We start from the raw sequence: 20,080 nt of genomic DNA on the forward strand, positions 1-20,080 counted from the left end.
TGTTTTTGGCAAATGGGCAACGCGAGTGACTTGCCTTGACGCTTGCGTGAAGCTCAAATACTAACCAAAACAACGATCTTTACTAAGACGAATTTTTTTACACTACCTATCTTTTTCAATAATAAAACGAAGTAGTTTACGACCAAACTACTTCGTTTTAATTATGTTTATATTTTATATATCGGTAAACCGCATTAATTTCTCCACCAACGATAATGGTTAATGCCGTTATATAAAACCATAACATTAGGATAATAATACCGCCTAGAGTTCCATACGTGGAGGCGTAATTCCCAAAATATTTAATGTAAAATGAAAAACCAAATGATACAACTTGCCAACTTACTGCAGCTACAACGGCCCCAACGATAACATCTTTTATGTGCAACTTTTTGTTTGGACAGAAATAATATAGTAAAGCAAAAATGATAATAACAATTACAAAAGTTATTAATAAACTTAGCAAATGCCAAATGGTGGCGAAACCATCTGAAAAGCCCAATTTGTGTAAGATACTGTTAAAAACAGCTCCTCCAATGACATTAATACCAAGAGAGATAATTATGACAAAAACCATTGAAACAGTAAAAAGAATTGCTAATAAACGTTGATAAATAAATGATCGTGTTTCCTCAACATCATAAGCATGGTTTAAAGCACGGATTAAAGCATTTAAGGCATTTGATGCCGGCCAAAGCGTTGCAATAACCCCAAATGATAATAAACCACCATTTTTATTAAATACATTGTTAACGTTGTCCTTGACAACATCATGTAAAGCTTCTGGTGCATAACTTTGCAAGAGATCTAAAAATTGAGACTGATCTATCCCTAAATATGGAATAATGGCAAATAAAAAAATAAGGAAAGGGAACAGCGACAACAAAAAGTAATAAGCTAAAGTTGCCGCTATGTCCAACGTCCCTTCCTTTGTAAATCTTCTAATGAAACGTTTTATAATCACCTTTATGTCTGTACGTTGACTTGGTTCCTCCATCATTAGTTTTCCTCTCCCATCTCATACCTTTTCATGGTATCATTTTCGGGTCATTGCTTATTGATTAATGAATAGTTGTTGAATTTTTTTGAGTACCGGTGCTATTCTTAATATCTTTTATTGCAGAATTAATTTTCTCTTTTTCTTTGCTTGGAAGATGATTTATATAATCTTCAGCATTTGTTGAACTCGTCATCTTAGTTTGATTTTTTGTCATGTTGGATGTTGCCGCGTTACTCTTTGGTGTCGTGAATGTAGTTGGCTGAGTTTGAGTAGCGCTTTGAACGGGCGTTGTTTTCCCCTGTGTTGAACTAGTTGGTGCATCTAGAACCGCTTGAGCAACACTTGATGTTAAATTGCCCGACTGCCCGCCAATAACAGATTGGCTCGAATTTTTTATTTTCGAAGCTATGTCTGTCAATTCACTTCCTGCTTCAATTGCATAATTAACCGCTTCTGAAGAACTTTTTCGGACTTGATCAACGTCACTGACCATTTTTGTAAAGTCGTCAGACACTTCTTGGGCCATTAAGCGTAAATTATTGCCGGTGTTTTTAATATATTGACTAACTTGGTTAGGGTTAGTCCACAGTGTATATATTAATTTCCCGCAATTGGAAGTGGCTGTTTTCATGGTCTGTTTTAATGAGCGTCTAGATTCTCTATTCATAAGAGAAACAGTGGCGCCTAATAGACCTCCGATTAGCGCATATCTTCTTATCGTGCTTTTATTATTCCCCATCGATTTCCCTCCTTTTTTATTCTGTGACAATAAAGGTCACTTTCCTATTTTGTTCAAAATACTTGCGAATATGAGGATAAAAGGCATTCAATCAATTACTAAATAGTGCTAAAATGCTATTAGGACAGAAAGGACGTGCGCGGGTGGCTTACATAGACGTTAATAACATTTCACTTAAAAAACGAAGCAGGCCTATTCTTCACCATATCTCTTTTTCCATTCACAAGGGGACAATAACGTGCATCTACGGTCCATCGGGTTCTGGAAAGTCATTGTTATTGAACACATTAGCTGGATATTGTCCTTTGCAAGAAGGAACAATATCTTGTAATGACCAACCTATTGAAAAACTATACTTAATACAAAAAATGGGATTCATGCCTCAAACAGGTGGCTTATATCCATTTTTAAATGCAAAAGAGCATATGACTTATTATTCTAGACTTTATCAATTACCGCATAAAACCACTCAAGTCCGAATTAAAGAGTTGCTTAGTCTAGTTGAACTATGGGGACATTCCCATACTTTGGTCTCTCAATATACAAATGATATGAAGCGATCCCTATCGCTCGCTATTTCATTGCTACACAGACCTTCTTTATTATTATTAGATGAACCGACCTATGGTATTAATCCTGTTTTAAATAAAAGGATTTGGAATTATTTAAAGGACCTTGCTTCTTCTTTTGGAACAACCATCGTGATGGCTACGTCACTTGAAGAAGAAGTAAGAATGAATAGCCATGTGCTCTTATTACAAAAAGGCTCATTGATTTATGATGGTACCGTGCCGGACCTCTTTAATTTAACCCATCAAACAACTATTAATGATGCTTATACTCATTTAAGTTAATTTTAATTAACCCTTGGGACAAACTAATGACTTATCATCAAAAGGTTGTCTCTTTTTTTGTCCCTTTTTATACATTTAGTTCCCTCTCTCTTTTATACATAAACCCAATTATATGAATAAATAAAGCAGGTGCAGTCTATAAATCAGTGAATGGAATCCACGGTCATTTTTATCTTTGATTAGATATTTAAATATATACTATTTAAAATTACAATTTTTATTCACACTCAATATCCAATATGATAAATTTATAAAGATTTTAACGATTCAGTCAATGTTAGGTGTGTGTGAAAGAAATCGAAAGGAGCCAGTATTTTGTCTAGGTTACATGAATTTTTAGGCGAAAATTTTGTTAAAGAACCCGCTTCAGACAAAGGACTACTAGAAAAGTTTTGGGACAATAATTGGGGCGTAACCAATTCTGTAGGTAAAATAAGAAAAATCCTTGTTCACCGCCCCGATAAAGAAGTTCATGCTCTTCAAAATGCAAAATTTGATCCCAAGGCTGAAGCTCTCATTCTTAGAGACGATGATGGTGAAATTGTAAGTTATTGTCTTCATGAAACAGCGCCAGATTTAGCTTTAATGCAAGCACAGCATGATAAGATGGTCAGCATATTAAAAGCAGAAGGGATTGAAGTGATTGAACTTGAAGATGATGGCAAATTAATCACAAACAAACTCTTTGCAAGAGATGTCGGCATGGTCGTTCCTGGTGGTTTAATTTTAACTCGTTTCGCTTTTAAATTTAGATACGGGGAAACACGGCTTGCCCTTAGAACAGCTGCAAGAATTGGTATGCCTGTCCTAGCATCTATTCAAGGCAATGGCTATGCAGAAGGCGGCAGTTTTGCTGTATTAGATGCAAAAACAGCCATTGTTGGACGATCCATTCGCGTGAACCAAGAAGGAATCAATCAATTAAGAGATATATTATCTTGGCAAGGCATGGAACTAATTGTTGTCGACCTGCCTGCTCATTTAATTCATCTAGATGAAACGTTTATGATGGTTGATCGAGATAAAGCCTTAGTCGACATAACAAATCTTCCTCATTGGTTTTTGGAATTATTGCAAGATCGTGGAATTAAACTCATTATCACGGACCCTAATGATCCCCCACTAACCAATAACTGTTTATGCTTGTCACCAGGAAAAGTGCTATTTTCTGAAAAAGGTCAATCGACCATGAAAAAGTTACAAGAAAACAATATTGAGGTTATTCCGATCAATATTAATGAGATTAATGCAATGGGTGGAGGGCTTCACTGTTCAACATTGGTGCTAGATAGAGACGATATATAAAGAGAAAAAGACACCTGCACATGTCTCTATACCACCTGAATGAAGGAGCGTATCAAGATGTATGAACATATTAAAGATCTTTCTTTCTCAAATAAAATTGAATTTCTAACTCGCTCGCTCGTTAATATTTCAAGTATCAATGGGACTTCTGGTGAAGTTGATTTAGCCAAAACGATTGAAAAAATATTACGCTCATTCCCTTACTTTAAAGAAAATCCAAGTAAAGTATGGACGCAGCAGCTTCAAGATGATCCACTCGGAAGACAAAATGTCTTTGCTTTATTAAGAAGCAAATCAAAAAATGATAAAACAGTTATATACCATGCGCATATGGATACTGTGGGCATAGACGATTTTGGAAGTTTAAAGACATCTGCTTTTCAATCAAATGAGCTGGAACAATATTTTAGGGTGTATGATCAAGACCCTGAAGTTAAACAAGACGCCTCGACTGGTGAATGGTTATTTGGTCGAGGGGCGCTCGACATGAAAAGCGGCATCGCTGTTCATCTTGTTAATTTGTTGTCTTATTCAGAAAGAAGAGAAGAGTTAAACGGAAATATTTTAGTCATGTTTAATCCGGTTGAAGAAAACCAACATACAGGTGTCATTGAAGCTACAAAAGAACTTAATCGTTTAAGAATTGAAGAAAAATTACATTACGCAATGGCTATTAACAGTGACTTTAATAGCCCTCTCTATCCAAATGATCCGAATCGCTATATTTACACAGGCAATGCAGGTAAATTACTCGGATGTTTTTATATCAAGGGCCGCGAAGCTCACGTTGGACAAACACTAACAGGTGTTGATCCAACATTAATTGCGAGTCGTATTAATGATCATCTTAACAATAATATGGACTTTGCCGAGTCGATACCGAATGAAACTGTCTTACCACCATCATGTCTCTTTCAACGAGATCAAAAAGAATTTTACAATGTCCAAACAGCCGGAAAGTCTCATCTGTATTTTAACTATTTTTTATATGAAGCTTCTCCAAGTGAGGTATTGGAAAAATTAATTCATGTGGCCAAGCAATCATGCGAAGAAGTTAAACTTTATCTTGGATCTCAATATAAACGATTTCTTGCAAATAGTGCTCTCATAGATGATCAAACGGATTGGAATATCAAGGTTTACGGATATGATCATTATATTAATCATATTAAATCTCAAGGCATTGACGTCGATTCAGTTGTTAAAGCGACTGTTAGTCAATATCCGGATGCAGACATTCGTGACGTTTGTTTTCATATTGTAGATGCACTTGAGCAACTTGATCATGATAAGCAGCCTAAAGTCATTGTCTTCTTTGGGCCTCCTTATTGCCCACATAATTATTTGGAAGATCATGTCGATGATCAAAGACAATGCAGACTGATTCTTGAACACGCCATTGACAAAATTGCAAATGAAACGAATGAATCTTTTGCCATCAAGAAGTTTTTCCCATATCTTTCAGACAGCAGCTATCTTTCCATGAATGGGACTGAAGATGATGCTGAAGATTTAAAAATGAATATTCCTGTTTGGGATCATTTATATCAACTTCCATTGGATCTGATTCATCATTTAAACATCCCATCTATTAATATTGGTGTTTATGGAAAAGACGCCCATCAGTGGACCGAGAGAGTCTATAAGCCTTACTCATTCCATGTTCTCCCAATGTTAATACAGGAAATCACAAATACAACATTGAAGGGTATTAACTCTTTAAGTTATAATACAAAAAAATAGAGGAGTGTTTCTTTTGAAAAAGCTTATTTTAATTTGTACTGCACTCATGTTAGTTTTATTATCCGCATGTGGATCATCTAGTGATGGTGATTCTAAAAAGAAAACGTTAACCATGGCAACAAGTGCGGACTATCCTCCATTCGAATTTGTTGACAGTAAAAGTAGCAACAACTCCATTTCTGGTTTCGATATTGATGTCGCTAAATACATCTCAAAACAACTTGGCTATGATCTAAAAATTAAAGACATGGAGTTCAGTGGTCTAATCGCTGCCTTAAATAGTAAACGTGCCGATTTTGTTATCGCAGGGATGCTTCCAACCCCTGAAAGAAAGAAAAGTGTTGATTTCTCAGATGGCTATCATCAAATTAAGCAAGTCGTTGTGACAAGTAAAGACAAAAACATTAAAACAATTGAAGATCTTAAAGGTAAGAAAGTAGGTCTCCAATTAGGATCTACTCAAGAAAAATTAGCTGAATCAGTCAATAAACAAAAGAAACTTGGCATGAAATTTGAAAAATTAAACAAGTTAAATGAATTAGTTGAAGAATTAAAAACGGGTCGTTTAGATGCCGTATTCTCTGTTGATACGGTTGCTCTTGGTTACCTCAAACAAAATAAAAATTTAACATCATTCTATGTACCTGATCAACCAGATTATCCAACAGCTATAGCCTTCCCTAAAGACAGCAAAATTAGAGAAGACTTCAACAAAGAAATCAAGAAAATGAAAGAAAACGGAAAAATGGACGAGCTCGTTAAAAAATGGTTCTCTAAATAATTAGTAGCATTATTTTAGGTTGAGTTTCACCCGTGAGAACGTAAAGATGAGGCAAAAACCCTGGGGGGACAATATAGTCCCCCCTAATATTTTATCTGGTTGATGTTTCACTTTCTTTATTTATCATAATTTGTTATTTCAAAAAAGGAGGTTCCAATTTGGATATTTTTAGTGGATTCTCATTAATTGCCCACTCAATCCCTTATATTGTTAACGGGGTATGGACGACTTTAGAAATAGCTCTCGTATCTGCTATTTCTGGTATGATCTTAGGCATTCTTTTATCCTTATGTAAAATAGGAAGGATTAAGATTTTAGCTTGGCTAGCTGATTTTTACACATCCATTTTTCGTGGTACCCCTTTAATTCTTCAACTTACGATTGTCTATTTCGCTACACCTCAGCTCATAGGCTATGATATATCTGCTTTTCTAGCTGCTGTTATTACATTCGGTTTTAACTCTGGAGCCTATATGTCTGAAATTATTCGTTCAGGTATTAACGCTGTGGACAAAGGACAGTTTGAAGCCGCTGGTGCTTTAGGGGTTCCTTATGGTGCTATGATGAAAGACATTATCTTGCCTCAAGCCATTAAAAAGATTTTACCAGCGATGATGAACGAGTTTATTACATTAACTAAAGAATCTGCGATTGTCTCAACGATCGGTGTCCTTGATCTCATGCGCCGGGCACAAGTCGTAGCAGCAGAAAACAGTTTGTATTTTCCGCCGTTAATCGTCTCTTTTGTCGTTTATTATATCTTGGTCATGATCTTAACGATTCTTGGACGTCTCTTTGAGAGGAGGATGAGCAGAAGTGATTAAAGTCGAACAGTTACACAAATCATTTGGGAATAACGAGGTACTTAAAGACATTTCATTAGAGATTAAAAAAGGTGACGTTGTTGCTATTATCGGTCCTTCTGGATCTGGTAAATCAACGTTATTGCGCTGCATCAATTTACTCGAAACGCCAACACAAGGTCATATCTTTATTGATGATCAAAATGTGACGACGATAAATAATCGTAACATGATCAAAATAAGGGAAAAAGTGGGCATGGTTTTTCAACATTTTCACTTATTCCCTCATAAAACCGTTCTAGAAAACTTGACTTACGCACCGGTTAAAGTCAAAAACAAAACGAAGCAAGAAGCTGTTCAAAAAGCTGAAGAGTTACTAAAGAGAGTCGGATTATCTGAAAAAGCAGAAGCCTATCCTAGCCGTCTTTCTGGAGGCCAAAAACAACGGGTAGCGATAGCAAGAGCTCTCGCTATGGAACCTGAATATCTCTTATTTGACGAGCCAACCTCTGCACTCGACCCTGAAATGGTGAAAGAAGTGCTTGATGTTATGATGGATTTGGCCAAGCAAGGGATGACAATGGCTGTTGTTACTCATGAAATGGGCTTTGCGAGAATGGTTGCCGATAAGGTGATTTTTATGGATCAAGGTCAGATTCTTGAAGTTGCATCACCGGAAGAATTTTTTAGTCATCCGAAAACAGATCGAGCAAAAGACTTTTTAGAGAAAGTGTTATAATTAGTTTTTAAAAAAAGAGGCGGATCATGAACAAGTAAATGTGTCATGATCCGCCTCTTTATTCAGTCGAAAGTTAAAATGTTGATGAGCCTGTTTTTTTATAACCAAAACAGAAAAAGAACCGAGTTAAAATTCAATATATCACAGTTGTTCTTCAAGACATTCCGAGAAAATGGTTATAGCCTTATTAATGTCTTCTTCTTTCACAATAAGCGGTGGAATAAATCGAATGACATTTTTATCAACACCGCAATTTAATAAGATAAGTCCTTTTTTCAAAGCTTTACTTATGATTTTTTTAACTAAATCCGCATTTGGTTCACCTGTTTTAGTGACGAACTCAACACCAATCATTAAGCCTAGTCCTCTAATTTCAAGGATTTCGTCATATTTTTCTTTTAACTGCGTCAGTTCTTGAACAAAGTATTCACCCATTTTTTTGGCGTTGTCAATGTATTTATCTTGCAATAACTCTAGCACCGCAAGGGCAGAGGCACATGCTACTGGGTTACCGCCGAAGGTTCCTCCATGAGTTCCCTGTGTCCACGCATCCATAAGTTCTCCTTTTGCAACAATGGCACTAAGCGGAAAGCCGTTAGCAATCCCTTTCGCTAAAGTAAGGATATCTGGTTTTACATCAAAATGTTCATAGGCAAATAATTTCCCCGTTCGACCAAATCCTGTTTGAACTTCATCAAAAATAAGAAGAATCCCATGTTCATCACAAACTTTACGCAAATGTTTAATGAAAGCCTTAGGAGCAACAACATAGCCCCCTTCACCTTGCATGGGTTCCACAATAATGCTTGAAACTTGCTCTGGTGCAATTAAACAATGGAAAATGTCATCTAGAACACCGATACATCTCTTAACTTCATCTTCCTCATTTAAACCTGAACGCGTAGCATATGGATAGTCTGCATAATAAACACTTGGGAGTAGTCCCTCATAGTTTTGTCTATAACCAGAGTTAGAGGCAGTAAGTGTCGTTGTTGCAAGGGTTCGACCATGAAAACTCCTTTTAAATGAAATGATTCCTGGTCGTTTCGTAACTTGCTTAGCCAATTTGATAGCTGCTTCGTTCGCTTCAGCCCCACTATTTGAGAAATAGACTTTATAATTTGGATCAACCGCTTCGATCAATTTCTCACCGAGTTCAACATAAGTCGGGTAATAAACCACATTATGTCCGCCATGAATCAAAGTTTGACACTGTTCTACGACTTTTTGAACGACATACGGATGATTGTGACCAACATTCGTTACAGCTACACCACTTGCAAAATCAAGATACTCTTTTCCTTCTTCGTCCCATAGATAAACCCCTTCTCCTTTTACAATGCCAAGAGAAGTTGCACGGTTAGCTACAGGAGGAAAGATTGCATTTGCTCTCTCGTAAAGTGAACGTTCTACCATTCTATTTCCTCCCTAAAATCCAGGCTATATGACCAAACTTCAAACTATAGATTTATTCCCATAAGAGAATCGATTGGGACATAGCCAACATGTTCTAATTCTGAATATTTTGTACGTTAATTTAACGTTATCATAGATATGAAAATAAGAAAAATTGACTCTTCTTATAACATGTATAGCTAAAATAAATAACTTAACCACCCTTGTGTAAAAAATTTATGAATATTATAATTATGTATAACTATAAGAGGTTGTTCAAAAAGTCACCAAATGATAAGCTACGAATCTCGGCGCCCGCTTGTTTTTCCGGTCCTCATGTAGTAAAAACCTACATTCCGGTCCTCAAAACAGCGCCGCCTTGATCTTCTTGCTTCTAATTTGTCATCTTTTTGAACACGCACTATAACGAATGAAGAGGTAAAAATGGAACTTCGAAATCTAAAAACCTTTCAAGTCGCAGCAAAGCACCTAAATTTTACAAAAGCAGCTAAAGAGTTGAATTTTACGCAACCAACCGTCACCTCCCAAATTCAATCTCTAGAAAACGAGCTAGGAAAATCTCTCTTCTTTCGAATTGGAAAACAAACTTTCTTGACCTCTTCAGGCAAAATTGTTCAAGATTATGCAGACCAAATTTTTCATTTAATTGAAGAAATGGATCAGGAACTCATTCAGAATGAGATGCATAAAGGTGGTAAAATTATTATCGCGGCATCAGAAACGTTCTGCACCCACTACTTCCCTTATATTATCAGAGAGTTTTTAAACGATTATCCTAAGGTCAATATTAGACTCGTATCATGTCATAGCAATAAAGTTATTGAGGGTATGGAAAGTAATTTGTATGATATAGGAATCATCTCAGGCCAATTAGATAAAGGTGGGATCTCTAATATCGTATTATCAGAATATGAGGATTTGGTTTTGATTGCCTCAAAAGAACTTGGGTCCGAGGAAGATCCTGAAACTCTATTAGCCAATTATCCTTTTATTAAATATGAAATCGATGGACCTTTTGATGATAGTATTCAAACCTTTATAAAAGAAGCCAATATCCCTACTGATAATATCATTGAATTTAGTAGTCTAGAAGCTGTGAAAAGTGCGGTTGTTAATAATATTGGAATTGGACTTATTAGTCGTAATTTAGTCAAGAAAGAATTACAATCCGGAATTTTATTTGAAATAAAGGTCAATCATGCACCTGTCAATATTCAAACCTCGCTCATCATTGCGGAAGAAAAATTGAGTTTCAAAAAAGTAAGACGTTTAATTGAGATTATCAAAAGTAACTGGGAAAGAATTCATAGTATATAACGTTCTATTCTACTTTTGATGTTTGTAAATCGCTTAGATCTACCAATTAAAATACAAAAAAAGAGAGCTCATGTTAAAGTGTAAACTCTCTTTTTTAGTCTATTATTTTAAATGTTCATCAATAATCATTTGAAGCAAGGCTTCGGTTCCTTTATTAACTAAATCATAAACTTCATCAAAATTACCTGTATAATACGGATCTGGCACACTTTTTGATGGCTTATCTTCAAGTAAGCTCATGAAACGTATCACTTTTGCTTGACCTGAATGATCCATTAAGTCTTCGATGTCACGTTGATTGCTTTCATCCATGGCAATAATGTAGTCAAAATCTATGAAATCCTGCAAACGAATTTGACGTCCTTTCATGCCTTCGTAGGAGATACCAATATCGTCTAATTTCTTCCGAGTTCCTTCATGTGGTGGATGACCAATGTGCCAATCTCCAGTCCCTGCTGAGTCAACTTCAATTTTCTGGTTTAGCCCAGCATGATGTACTTTATCTCGAAAAACAGCTTCTGCCATCGGTGAACGACAAATGTTTCCTAGGCATACAAATAAAACTTTTATCATAAAATTCTCACACCCATTCTTAGAGGTTGTTCAAAAAGTCACCAAATGATAGTGCGAATCTCGGCGCCCACTTGTTTTTCCGGTCCTCATGTAGTGGATACAAGAGGATCGCTGGCTAAAATCGCTCACGTCCTTTGGCTGGCGCCTGAAGCTACCACATCATGTGGAATGCTGGTCCTCGGGAACTGCCGCTCTTTGCCTCCGACGCCCAGGACGGGCTAGTACTGGCGTTTCTTGCAGGATGCCAGCGTACTTAGCCAGTAACCCCTTTCGTTTGTCACCTTTTTGAACATGTACTTAAAGTTAATTAAAATAAATTTCAATCAGCCTGAATAACAATACTTAAACGACCTTTTGACTCTTGTAGAAAGTTTATCACATTATCGGTGGTGTTTTCCATGCATTATTAAGATGAGTTTTGATACAATAGAAGATGGAAAAATATATGAAATATTTATACTACAAAGGGGATGAATGAATGATTAATGAAACGCTTGATCAAACATGGAATTTAGAGACCATCTTTGAAGGTGGCAGTCATTCAAAGGCTTTTGCTTCTTTTCTAAAACAATTAAATGAAGACCTAAATCAATTTCAAAACACATTAACAGAGACACATGCACCAAATACTGACGGTGAAACAACGCTATGGAAAGACATCATACATAAATACGAAGCTCTGTATAAACGACTAATTGAAGGTTATGCCTTTCTTGAATGTTTAACCGCTCAAAATATGAAAGATGATAAAGCAAGTCAGTTATTTGCTGCCATTCAAGCAACGGCTGCCCAATTTGAAGCTTGTTCAACACTTCTAGAAAGTAAATACAATGAATTTCCAAGTGATGTATGGAAAACGTTCATAAGTGACCCTGACATGCAATCAATCTCCTTCTATTTAAATGAAAGTCGTCAAAAAGCTAAAGAAAGACTTTCTGCCGATCAAGAAAAAATCATCAGTAGTCTTTCGATTGATGGATATCATGGCTGGGGAACTTTATATGACACCATCGTTAGTAATATATCCATACCATTCGATCATCCTGTTGACGGTAAAAAAGACCTCTCTGTAGGTCAGCTGGCTAATTTAATTGATGATTCGAATCGAGACATTCGAAAAGCCGCTTTTGCTGCTTGGGAAAAAGCCTGGCACTCACAAGACGATTTTTGTTCAGCTTCTCTTAACCATCTTGCTGGCTTTAGACTTCAAACGTACAAAGAAAGAGGCTGGGAAAAAGTCTTAAAAGAGCCTCTTAGTTACAATCGTATGTCTGACAAAACGCTTGAAACCATGTGGCAAGTCATTACAGATAATAAATCACATTTTGTTAAGTATCTTGATCGAAAAGCCAAATTGCTTGGTTTAGAAAAATTAGCTTGGTTTGATGTCGATGCTCCAGTCGCCACATCAAGCAAAAAGGTTACTTATGAAGAATCGGCTAATTTTATCATTGAGCATTTCCATAAATTTAATCCTAATATGGCTAAATTTGCTGAACATGCCATCAAGAATCGCTGGATTGAAGCCGAAGACCGCAATGGAAAACGTCCCGGAGGTTTCTGTACAAGTTTTCCTTTATCTGAAGAATCACGGATATTTATGACGTTTAGTGGAACGGCATCGAACATATCAACACTCGCTCATGAGCTCGGTCATGCTTATCATCAATCTGTCATGAATGATTTGCCTTATCTAACGCAACATTATGCGATGAACGTGGCGGAAACAGCATCGACCTTCGCTGAAATGATTGTCAGTGATGCGGCACAAGCTGCTGCTAAAACCAAAGAAGAACAGATATCCTTCTTGGATGAAAAACTTGGTCGCAGTATAGCCTTCTTTATGAATATTCATGCCCGTTTCTTATTTGAAACTCGATTCTATGAAGAAAGAAAACAAGGTATCGTAGGTATTGATCGTTTAAATGAACTGATGTTAACAGCTCAAAAAGAAGCTTATTGTGATGCCCTATCTTCCTATCATCCAGCCTTCTGGCAATCTAAGTTACATTTTTATATTACAGATGTGCCTTTCTACAACTTCCCTTACACCTTTGGTTATCTCTTTAGCACCGGGATTTATGTAAAAGCATTAGAAGAAGGTGCAACATTTGCAGACAAATACGATGCCTTGCTAAGAGACACAGGACGGATGACCGTTGAAGAACTCGCTGAAAAACATTTAAAAGTAGACTTAACTAAGCCGGATTTTTGGCAATCTGCCGTTGATTATGCTATTAAAGATGTCAATGATTTCCTTGAATTGACAAAAGATTAATTGATTATGCTAACCAAGGAATCGTATTTTGTTCCTTGGTTTTTTATTTTGGCTCTTTTCTAAGAGATTGTGATTCGTTGTTTTTGGCTAGTAGTAAGGCGTTAGCGTGACACTTTTCTCGAATAAGAGACACTTTTCGGACAAATTTATTTGTCCTGCTCCGTCTCATGCTTCTTCAAAATACTAGCTAAACCAACAATATTTTGCGAAAATAGCTTTTACTTTTAAGCTATACTAAATCCTTTCTCTTTCATTGACTTTCCTGCTACTGTAAGCATATAATGATCAAAAATTATTATAATAGTCAGAATGGAATAAATTTAGGATTAGGGGAGTTGATACTTTTGACACAGAGCAAATCATCACTTAAAAATCAAATTGATGTAGCAAGTAAGAGAAAGAAAGCCGATATAGTCATTAAAAATGGCAAGATCGTTGACGTGTTTAGCGGGGAAATCATCGATGGTGATATTGCTATATGTGATGGATATATATCAGGTATTGGTTCTTTTGAAGGAAGAGAAACAATTGATGCTAAAGGCAAATTCATTTCGCCTGCTCTTATTGACGGACATGTACATATTGAATCATCTATGCTGACTCCAACAGAGTTTTCTAACGTTCTCATTCCTCACGGAGTAACAACAGTCATAACAGATCCTCACGAAATAGCCAATGTATTCGGGGAAAAAGGAATACAATTTATGCTTAACGACGCCGAGCATGTACCAATGGATATTTTTGTGATGCTGCCGTCTTCTGTTCCAGCAACGGCTTTTGAACATAACGGAGCAACTTTACAAGCAAAAAACCTTGAACCTTTCTTTGAGCATCCAAATGTTCTCGGTCTTGCTGAAGTCATGGATTATCCTGCTGTGTTAAACGCCGAAGATCAAATGACCGACAAATTACTTTTAACAAAAAATTATACAACATGCATTGATGGCCACGCAGCTGGGCTAGATGAACATGCGATAAATGTATATAAAGCAGCGGGTATCCGAACGGATCATGAATGTGTTAACCAAGATGAAGCAAAAGCTAGGCTATCACGCGGCATGCATGTCTTAATTAGAGAAGGATCTGTGGCTAAAGATCTAAAAGCTTTAATTGGACTTGTTAATGAACGGAATTCAAGGCGTTTTCTTTTCTGTACGGATGATAAACATACAGACGATTTAATTAATGAAGGCAGTGTTGATCATAATGTTCGTCTCGCTATTCAAGAAGGACTTGATCCGATTACAAGTATCCAACTAGCCTCAATTAATGCAGCAGAATGTTATGGTCTTCATCAAAAAGGGGCCATCGCTCCTGGATACGAGGCGAATCTCCTTATTCTTGACGATTTAGAAACATTTACGATTCAATCAGTCTTTCAAAAAGGTGAGCATATCGCAGAAAATGGAAAAATGATTAATAACAGTGTTCGGAAAATAAATGATGATAATGTGATTAGTCACCTAAAACTGCCCGAATTAGTCTCCTCCGACTTTGAAATTAAACTGACAGATCGTCTCGCGCATGTTATCGAAATCATCCCGAACAGTTTAGTGACCAAACACCTTCATATACCCGTTCCTACGATAGATGATCGTTTTTTCTTTTCCACGGATCTTGATCTATTAAAAATAGCTGTGATTGAACGACATCAAGGGACTGGAAATATCGGTCTTGGGATTGTAAAAGGATTTAAAATCAAATCTGGAGCTATTGCCACAACCATCGCTCATGACTCTCATAATCTCGTTATGGCGGGTACAAATGATGAAGATATGATTACCGCTGCAAATAGATTAAAAGACATTCACGGTGGCCTCGTCGTCGTGCAAAATGGTGAGGTCTTAGCCGAGCTCTCTCTTCCTATTGCCGGTCTCATTTCCGATAAGTCTGCTCTTGATGTTAATCACAAATTACAGGTGATTCATGAAGCTCTTCAATCGATTGGTGCATCTGATGAATTTAATCCTTTCTTGACCCTATCTTTCTTAAGTTTGCCGGTCATTCCAGATCTCAAATTGACAGATTGTGGATTATTTAATGTTAAAACCTTTCAACATATTAATCTATCAGATAATTAAAGCGACCTATACTAGTAGACTCCCGAACTCTTCCGGGAGTCTTTTTTACACTTTAATTGCGCGTTCAAAAAGGTGACAAATTAGAAGCATTAAGCATCGAGTTGTCGCGAAGGTGAAGCCGTAGTGACACATTCTAGGCCACTGTTTACGCCTTATAAGCCCCGCAATCGGCAAGTTTTCTTTAGTGATCTTTCAAAGTCATTCTCATTTCATTATAATAAGATGATGAAGTTAATCTAATTTGAGAGGAGATTTTCTTATTGTCGTTACCAAAATTGTTCATCGAACGCATCAGTCATATGCTAAACGATGAATCTAATGCTTTTTTCGCTACATATGAAAAACCAAGATTTCATGGATTACGCATTAATCCATTAAAAATAAATCATGAACTATTCGCTCAACTCGCCCCTTTTCATCTTAAACCTGTTCCATTTTGTGATACCGGATTCTACTATGAACCAGAGGATGAACCTGGCAAGCATCCCTACCATCAAGCAGGATTATATTATATACAAGAACCGAGTGCGATGGCGGTTGCTGACTGCCTTGATGCCAAGCCTTTCGAACGGATTTTAGATCTTTGTGCTGCCCCAGGAGGAAAAACAACCCAAATTGCAGGAGCTATGAAAAACCAAGGATTTCTCATGGCCAATGAGATTAATGCTAAACGTGCTAAAGCACTTTCTGAGAATATTGAACGTTGCGGGGTAACCAATGCTTTAGTTACAAATGAAAAACCTGAAAGATTGGCTAAACGTTTTGCCGGTTATTTCGATAAAATTTTGGTTGATGCGCCATGTTCTGGTGAAGGGATGTTTCGTAAAGATCCAGAAGCGATAAAATATTGGAGTGTTGAACATGTGAAGCACTGTGCTAGCATGCAAAAAGAGATTTTAGATCACGCTTATAAGATGCTAAAACCCGGTGGTATTCTTGTTTATTCGACTTGTACTTTTTCTGCAGAAGAAAATGAGCAGTCCATAGAACATTTTTTAGACCATCATCCTGATATAGAATTACTTCCTATCCAGAAGAAAGGCGGAATGACTGACGGAAATCCCGATTGGTCTCTATCACATCGAAAGGATCTCATAAAAACGGCAAGACTCTGGCCACACCATGTTCAAGGGGAAGGACATTTTATTGCTACATGTAAAAAAGCTCATACATCAACTCAATCTGAAAATAATAGTCAAACATTTACTCAAACAGCCAAAAAATATGAATTGAAAGATTTCTATTCATTTGAAAAGGAGTGTTTAACGACTTCAGTCCCAGGGACACTATTTTTTATGAAAAATCATTTGTTTTCGATTCCAAAAGATTTCCCTGATTTCACTGGATTAAGAGTTGTCAGAACAGGTTTGCATATTGGTGAGCAAAAAAAGCAGCGCTTTGAACCAAATCATGCTCTTGCTCTTGGCCTAGATCCATCTTATTTCAAACAGAAACTAAACCTCTCTTCAACTGATAAAGAGTGGGAATCTTATTTAAGAGGAGAAACATTACCATCTAATTTGGACAAAGGATGGACGATTGTGACAGTAGATCACTATCCGATTGGTTGGGGAAAAATTGCTAATGGAATACTGAAAAATTTCTATCCTAAAGGATTACGTAGACGCTCAAATTAAAACGAGACAGTTCATGATGAACTGCCTCATTTTTTTCAATATTGTTCAGATTTAATTTGTACTTCTAAGAGATGTCTAGCAGCCTGTTCACAGTCTTTTTGACTTAAGATCGCTGAAATAACAGCAATGCCGTCAATATTGAACGATTTTAAGTCTTTCACATTATCGATTGTGATTCCTCCAATGGCGACCATGGGTAAATCTACTCGTTCTCGAATCGCTTGAAACATCTCTGAGGTAATGACTGTCGCATCTGACTTCGAGGAAGTTGGAAATACAGCTCCAACCCCTATATAATCTGCCCCATCATGCTCAGCTTTTACTGCTTCATCTATCGTTGCAGCTGAAACACCTAAAATTTTATCGTGTCCGATCAATTCTCTAACAAAATCCGCAGGCAGATCATCTTGGCCAATATGTACACCGTCCGCATCAACAGCGAGAGCCACATCTACCCGATCATTCACTATAAAAGGAACTTGATAATGATGAGCGAGCTGTTTTAATCGCTTAGCAACATCATACAATATCTTAGATGAAGCTTTTTTCTCACGAAATTGAAGCAGTGTGACCCCGCCCTTAAGGGCAGACTCGACCTTACGAAAATACTCATCATCTTGATCTGGGTGATACGCTTCTGTAACCAAATACAAACGATAATCAACGTTTAAATTAGACATATTCGATCACACCTCTGGAAAAATCCTCTTCTGATAGCAATGAAAAAGCATCAAATAGTCTTACTTTAAAAGTCCCTATGCCTTCATTAACACCACGAGACCATTCGTTTGCTTTTTCTCCGCAAATACCCATGGTTTGAATACCTGAGATGGCTGATTCAAACGGGGTATTTCCAGCACCTGCATAGGTGGCTATAAGTGAATTTGTCATACATCCAGTACCTGTAACATCTGCTAGACGCTCGTGACCATTCTTCAATTTCACTGTTCTCTCTCCATCTGAAACGACATCAATAGGTCCTGTAATCGCAATGACCGTTTCATATTTCTTAGCAAGTTCTTTAGCGAGTTTATCAGCGTCATCCATCGAATCGCCAGAATCCACTCCACGACTTTTCGACTCAAGACCTGCGAGTGTTTTTATTTCTGACATATTACCGCATATGATAGAAGGATGAATAGTCTTTAGTATATCGAAACCAGTTTCCCTGCGAAAGGCAGTTGCTCCAATCCCTACTGGATCAAAAATGACCGGAACACCATGTTGATTGGCAGATTTCCCGGCTTCTTTCATCGCTAAAATGGTATCTTCCGTTAGGGTTCCAATATTTATAACCAAAGATGATGCAACTTTCGCCATCTCTGCGGTTTCTTTTGGGCTATCAGCCATAACTGGCCTACCTCCTAAAGCAAGTGTAGCATTAGCACAATCATTAATGGTTACGGTATTCGTAATGTGATGAACAAGTGGATGTGTTTCTTCAATTTTCGTATATTGTTCAAATAATGTTGTTGTCATAACTTCCATCCCCTATTTTAATTATTTCTCAAACCATTGAAAAAAGTGATTTGTTGGACCTGAGCCGCGACCAATCGCCAGGCTATGACGAATAGCTCCTTGAATATATTTCTTAGCTCCTTCTATTGCTTCTTGCAGTGTTTCTCCTTTTGCCAAATGACTCGCAATGGCCGAAGAAAGTGTACATCCTGTCCCGTGTGTATTCTTCGTTTCAATTCTTTCTTCTTCAAACGTTTCAAATTGCTTTCCGTCGTAAAAAACATCTATCGCATCTCCTTCTAAGTGTCCGCCTTTTATAAGAACGGCTTGTGGTCCTAATGCATAGATTTGTTTTGCTGCTTCTTTCATTCCCTCGATTGTTGTGATTTCTCTTTTATTGATCAAGCGTTCTGCCTCAAATAAATTGGGTGTAACAACAGTCGCAAGCGGCAACAATTTTTCAATTAGGCTATTTCTCGCTTCAGGTTTGAGTAAATCATATCCGCTTTTCGAAACCATGACAGGATCAAGAACGACAAACTTTGGTTTGTATTGAATCAGTTTTTCAGCAATGACTCCAATAGCTCCAGGGTTAGAAACCATACCAATTTTCACTGCATCTACCTTTATGTCAGAAAACACAGCATCCAATTGTGCTCCTATGATTTTTGGCGATAAATCCTCAACCTCGACGACTTTTTGTGTGTTTTGCGCGGTAATTGAAACAATCACACTCATTCCATAGACACCATGAGCGGAAAACGTTTTTAAATCAGCTTGAATACCTGCTCCACCGCTTGAGTCAGAACCTGCTATCGTTAGTGCTGTTTTCATTTTTCTTTCCTCCTATGATTCGTGTTAATGCTGGATTCGTTGATAAAAGTTTGATCATGACATAAGCTATGAGACTACCAATACTCGTACTAACTAAAAATGGCACAATGTAAAAGGTCGCGACAACTTGTTGACCATAGATGAATTTAGCGATTGGAAACGAAGCAAGCGCCCCTAAAATTCCGGTTCCAAATACCTCACCTACAGCACTTAGCCAATACTTTTTCGTTTTAAGATAAACCATACCAGCTATAAAAGCGCCAATCATGCTGCCAGGAAATGCAAACAATGTTCCGCCGCCAAAGATATTTCGGATAAGCGAAATACAAAAGGCATTAAGGACAGCATATCCAGGACCAAGAATAATTGCCGAAAGCACATTCACGATATGCTGAACTGGAAAAGCCTTCGCAAAACCGACTGGAACATAAATTAACTGACTCGTAATAACACCAAAAGCGATAAAAATCGCAGAATAACAAAATTTTTGTATCGTTGACATTGAACTTCTCCTCCACAATA

General features: G+C 37.1%; 18 protein-coding genes. 10 read left to right on the forward strand and 8 right to left on the reverse strand.

Annotated elements, in window-relative coordinates:
* Window positions 1-157 precede the first annotated feature (157 nt).
* A complete protein-coding gene (locus tag FG390_RS10210) occupies window positions 158-1,000 on the reverse strand; it encodes a YihY/virulence factor BrkB family protein (protein ID WP_246092820.1) in 843 nt (280 codons plus the stop codon).
* Between the two features lie 61 nt (window positions 1,001-1,061).
* Complete coding sequence (locus FG390_RS10215; protein WP_141190938.1) at window positions 1,062-1,739, reverse strand: hypothetical protein; 678 nt, start codon at window positions 1,737-1,739, stop codon at window positions 1,062-1,064.
* A 143-nt stretch (window positions 1,740-1,882) separates the two neighbouring features.
* Between FG390_RS10215 and FG390_RS10220 the strand changes: the two genes are divergently transcribed.
* From FG390_RS10220 to FG390_RS10245, 6 genes are all read left to right on the forward strand, one after another.
* The gene (locus tag FG390_RS10220; RefSeq protein ID WP_181406460.1) at window positions 1,883-2,593 is read left to right on the forward strand and encodes an ATP-binding cassette domain-containing protein; all 711 of its coding nucleotides are present in this window, start codon (window positions 1,883-1,885) and stop codon (window positions 2,591-2,593) included.
* 315 nt (window positions 2,594-2,908) lie between these two features.
* Window positions 2,909-3,898, forward strand: coding sequence for a dimethylarginine dimethylaminohydrolase family protein (locus FG390_RS10225; RefSeq protein ID WP_141190940.1), 990 nt, complete (start codon window positions 2,909-2,911; stop codon window positions 3,896-3,898).
* A 57-nt stretch (window positions 3,899-3,955) separates the two neighbouring features.
* Window positions 3,956-5,641: a M20/M25/M40 family metallo-hydrolase gene (locus FG390_RS10230; RefSeq protein ID WP_141190941.1), complete on the forward strand. Its 1,686-nt coding sequence runs from the start codon at window positions 3,956-3,958 to the stop codon at window positions 5,639-5,641.
* Between the two features lie 13 nt (window positions 5,642-5,654).
* On the forward strand, window positions 5,655-6,422 hold the full coding sequence (locus FG390_RS10235) for a transporter substrate-binding domain-containing protein (protein WP_141190942.1): 768 nt from the start codon (window positions 5,655-5,657) through the stop codon (window positions 6,420-6,422).
* Between the two features lie 158 nt (window positions 6,423-6,580).
* Window positions 6,581-7,246 (forward strand): amino acid ABC transporter permease, encoded by a 666-nt coding sequence (locus FG390_RS10240; protein WP_281279708.1) that lies wholly within the window; start codon window positions 6,581-6,583, stop codon window positions 7,244-7,246.
* Window positions 7,239-7,964, forward strand: a complete 726-nt coding sequence (locus FG390_RS10245; RefSeq protein ID WP_141190943.1) for an amino acid ABC transporter ATP-binding protein — start codon at window positions 7,239-7,241, stop codon at window positions 7,962-7,964. Before FG390_RS10240 ends, FG390_RS10245 begins: the two co-directional genes overlap by 8 nt.
* Before the next feature lie 141 nt (window positions 7,965-8,105).
* On the opposite strand, the gene FG390_RS10250 is transcribed toward FG390_RS10245, so the two are convergent.
* On the reverse strand, window positions 8,106-9,380 hold the full coding sequence (locus tag FG390_RS10250; protein WP_141190944.1) for an aspartate aminotransferase family protein: 1,275 nt from the start codon (window positions 9,378-9,380) through the stop codon (window positions 8,106-8,108).
* A gap of 423 nt (window positions 9,381-9,803) precedes the next feature.
* Here FG390_RS10250 and FG390_RS10255 point away from each other — a divergent pair, with 423 nt between their 5' ends.
* Complete coding sequence (locus FG390_RS10255; RefSeq protein ID WP_141190945.1) at window positions 9,804-10,697, forward strand: LysR family transcriptional regulator; 894 nt, start codon at window positions 9,804-9,806, stop codon at window positions 10,695-10,697.
* Window positions 10,698-10,799: 102 nt separating this feature from the next.
* Here FG390_RS10255 and FG390_RS10260 read toward each other — a convergent pair whose 3' ends face one another.
* Entirely contained in the window at window positions 10,800-11,270 is a 471-nt protein-coding gene (locus FG390_RS10260; RefSeq protein ID WP_141190946.1) for a low molecular weight protein-tyrosine-phosphatase, read from the reverse strand.
* 478 nt (window positions 11,271-11,748) lie between these two features.
* Between FG390_RS10260 and FG390_RS10265 the strand changes: the two genes are divergently transcribed.
* The 3 genes from FG390_RS10265 (at window position 11,749) to FG390_RS10275 (ending at window position 17,266) form a co-directional block, all read left to right on the forward strand.
* The gene (locus tag FG390_RS10265) at window positions 11,749-13,548 is read left to right on the forward strand and encodes a M3 family oligoendopeptidase (protein ID WP_141190947.1); all 1,800 of its coding nucleotides are present in this window, start codon (window positions 11,749-11,751) and stop codon (window positions 13,546-13,548) included.
* Window positions 13,549-13,892: 344 nt separating this feature from the next.
* Window positions 13,893-15,629 (forward strand): adenine deaminase, encoded by a 1,737-nt coding sequence (gene ade, locus FG390_RS10270; RefSeq protein ID WP_246092821.1) that lies wholly within the window; start codon window positions 13,893-13,895, stop codon window positions 15,627-15,629.
* Window positions 15,630-15,889: 260 nt separating this feature from the next.
* Entirely contained in the window at window positions 15,890-17,266 is a 1,377-nt protein-coding gene (locus tag FG390_RS10275; RefSeq protein ID WP_141190949.1) for an RsmF rRNA methyltransferase first C-terminal domain-containing protein, read from the forward strand.
* Between the two features lie 35 nt (window positions 17,267-17,301).
* Here the strand turns inward: FG390_RS10275 and thiE are convergent, their stop codons facing one another.
* From thiE to thiW, 4 genes are read right to left on the reverse strand one after another with little or no spacing between them, the layout of a single operon-like run.
* The gene (gene thiE, locus FG390_RS10280; RefSeq protein WP_141190950.1) at window positions 17,302-17,946 is read right to left on the reverse strand and encodes a thiamine phosphate synthase; all 645 of its coding nucleotides are present in this window, start codon (window positions 17,944-17,946) and stop codon (window positions 17,302-17,304) included.
* Complete coding sequence (gene thiM, locus FG390_RS10285) at window positions 17,939-18,745, reverse strand: hydroxyethylthiazole kinase (protein ID WP_219995057.1); 807 nt, start codon at window positions 18,743-18,745, stop codon at window positions 17,939-17,941. Before thiM ends, thiE begins: the two co-directional genes overlap by 8 nt.
* A 21-nt stretch (window positions 18,746-18,766) precedes the next feature.
* A complete protein-coding gene (gene thiD / locus FG390_RS10290) occupies window positions 18,767-19,558 on the reverse strand; it encodes a bifunctional hydroxymethylpyrimidine kinase/phosphomethylpyrimidine kinase (RefSeq protein WP_141190952.1) in 792 nt (263 codons plus the stop codon).
* Window positions 19,527-20,060, reverse strand: coding sequence for an energy coupling factor transporter S component ThiW (thiW, locus tag FG390_RS10295; protein ID WP_141190953.1), 534 nt, complete (start codon window positions 20,058-20,060; stop codon window positions 19,527-19,529). Before thiW ends, thiD begins: the two co-directional genes overlap by 32 nt.
* Window positions 20,061-20,080: the final 20 nt, after the last annotated feature.

The sequence above is a fragment of the Terrilactibacillus laevilacticus genome (assembly GCF_006517395.1).
GTDB lineage: Bacteria > Bacillota > Bacilli > Bacillales > Sporolactobacillaceae > Terrilactibacillus > Terrilactibacillus laevilacticus.

Bases quoted from the DNA above. Each gene is read 5' to 3' on its own strand.
- FG390_RS10210 (WP_246092820.1), bottom strand. From the start codon at position 1,000: ATGATGGAGGAACCAAGTCAACGTACAGACATAAAGGTGATTATAAAA.
- FG390_RS10215 (WP_141190938.1), bottom strand. From the start codon at position 1,739: ATGGGGAATAATAAAAGCACGATAAGAAGATATGCGCTAATCGGAGGT.
- FG390_RS10230 (WP_141190941.1), top strand. From the start codon at position 3,956: ATGTATGAACATATTAAAGATCTTTCTTTCTCAAATAAAATTGAATTT.
- FG390_RS10250 (WP_141190944.1), bottom strand. From the start codon at position 9,380: ATGGTAGAACGTTCACTTTACGAGAGAGCAAATGCAATCTTTCCTCCT.
- FG390_RS10255 (WP_141190945.1), top strand. From the start codon at position 9,804: ATGGAACTTCGAAATCTAAAAACCTTTCAAGTCGCAGCAAAGCACCTA.
- FG390_RS10260 (WP_141190946.1), bottom strand. From the start codon at position 11,270: ATGATAAAAGTTTTATTTGTATGCCTAGGAAACATTTGTCGTTCACCG.
- FG390_RS10265 (WP_141190947.1), top strand. From the start codon at position 11,749: ATGATTAATGAAACGCTTGATCAAACATGGAATTTAGAGACCATCTTT.
- thiE (WP_141190950.1), bottom strand. From the start codon at position 17,946: ATGTCTAATTTAAACGTTGATTATCGTTTGTATTTGGTTACAGAAGCG.
- thiM (WP_219995057.1), bottom strand. From the start codon at position 18,745: ATGACAACAACATTATTTGAACAATATACGAAAATTGAAGAAACACAT.
- thiD (WP_141190952.1), bottom strand. From the start codon at position 19,558: ATGAAAACAGCACTAACGATAGCAGGTTCTGACTCAAGCGGTGGAGCA.
- thiW (WP_141190953.1), bottom strand. From the start codon at position 20,060: ATGTCAACGATACAAAAATTTTGTTATTCTGCGATTTTTATCGCTTTT.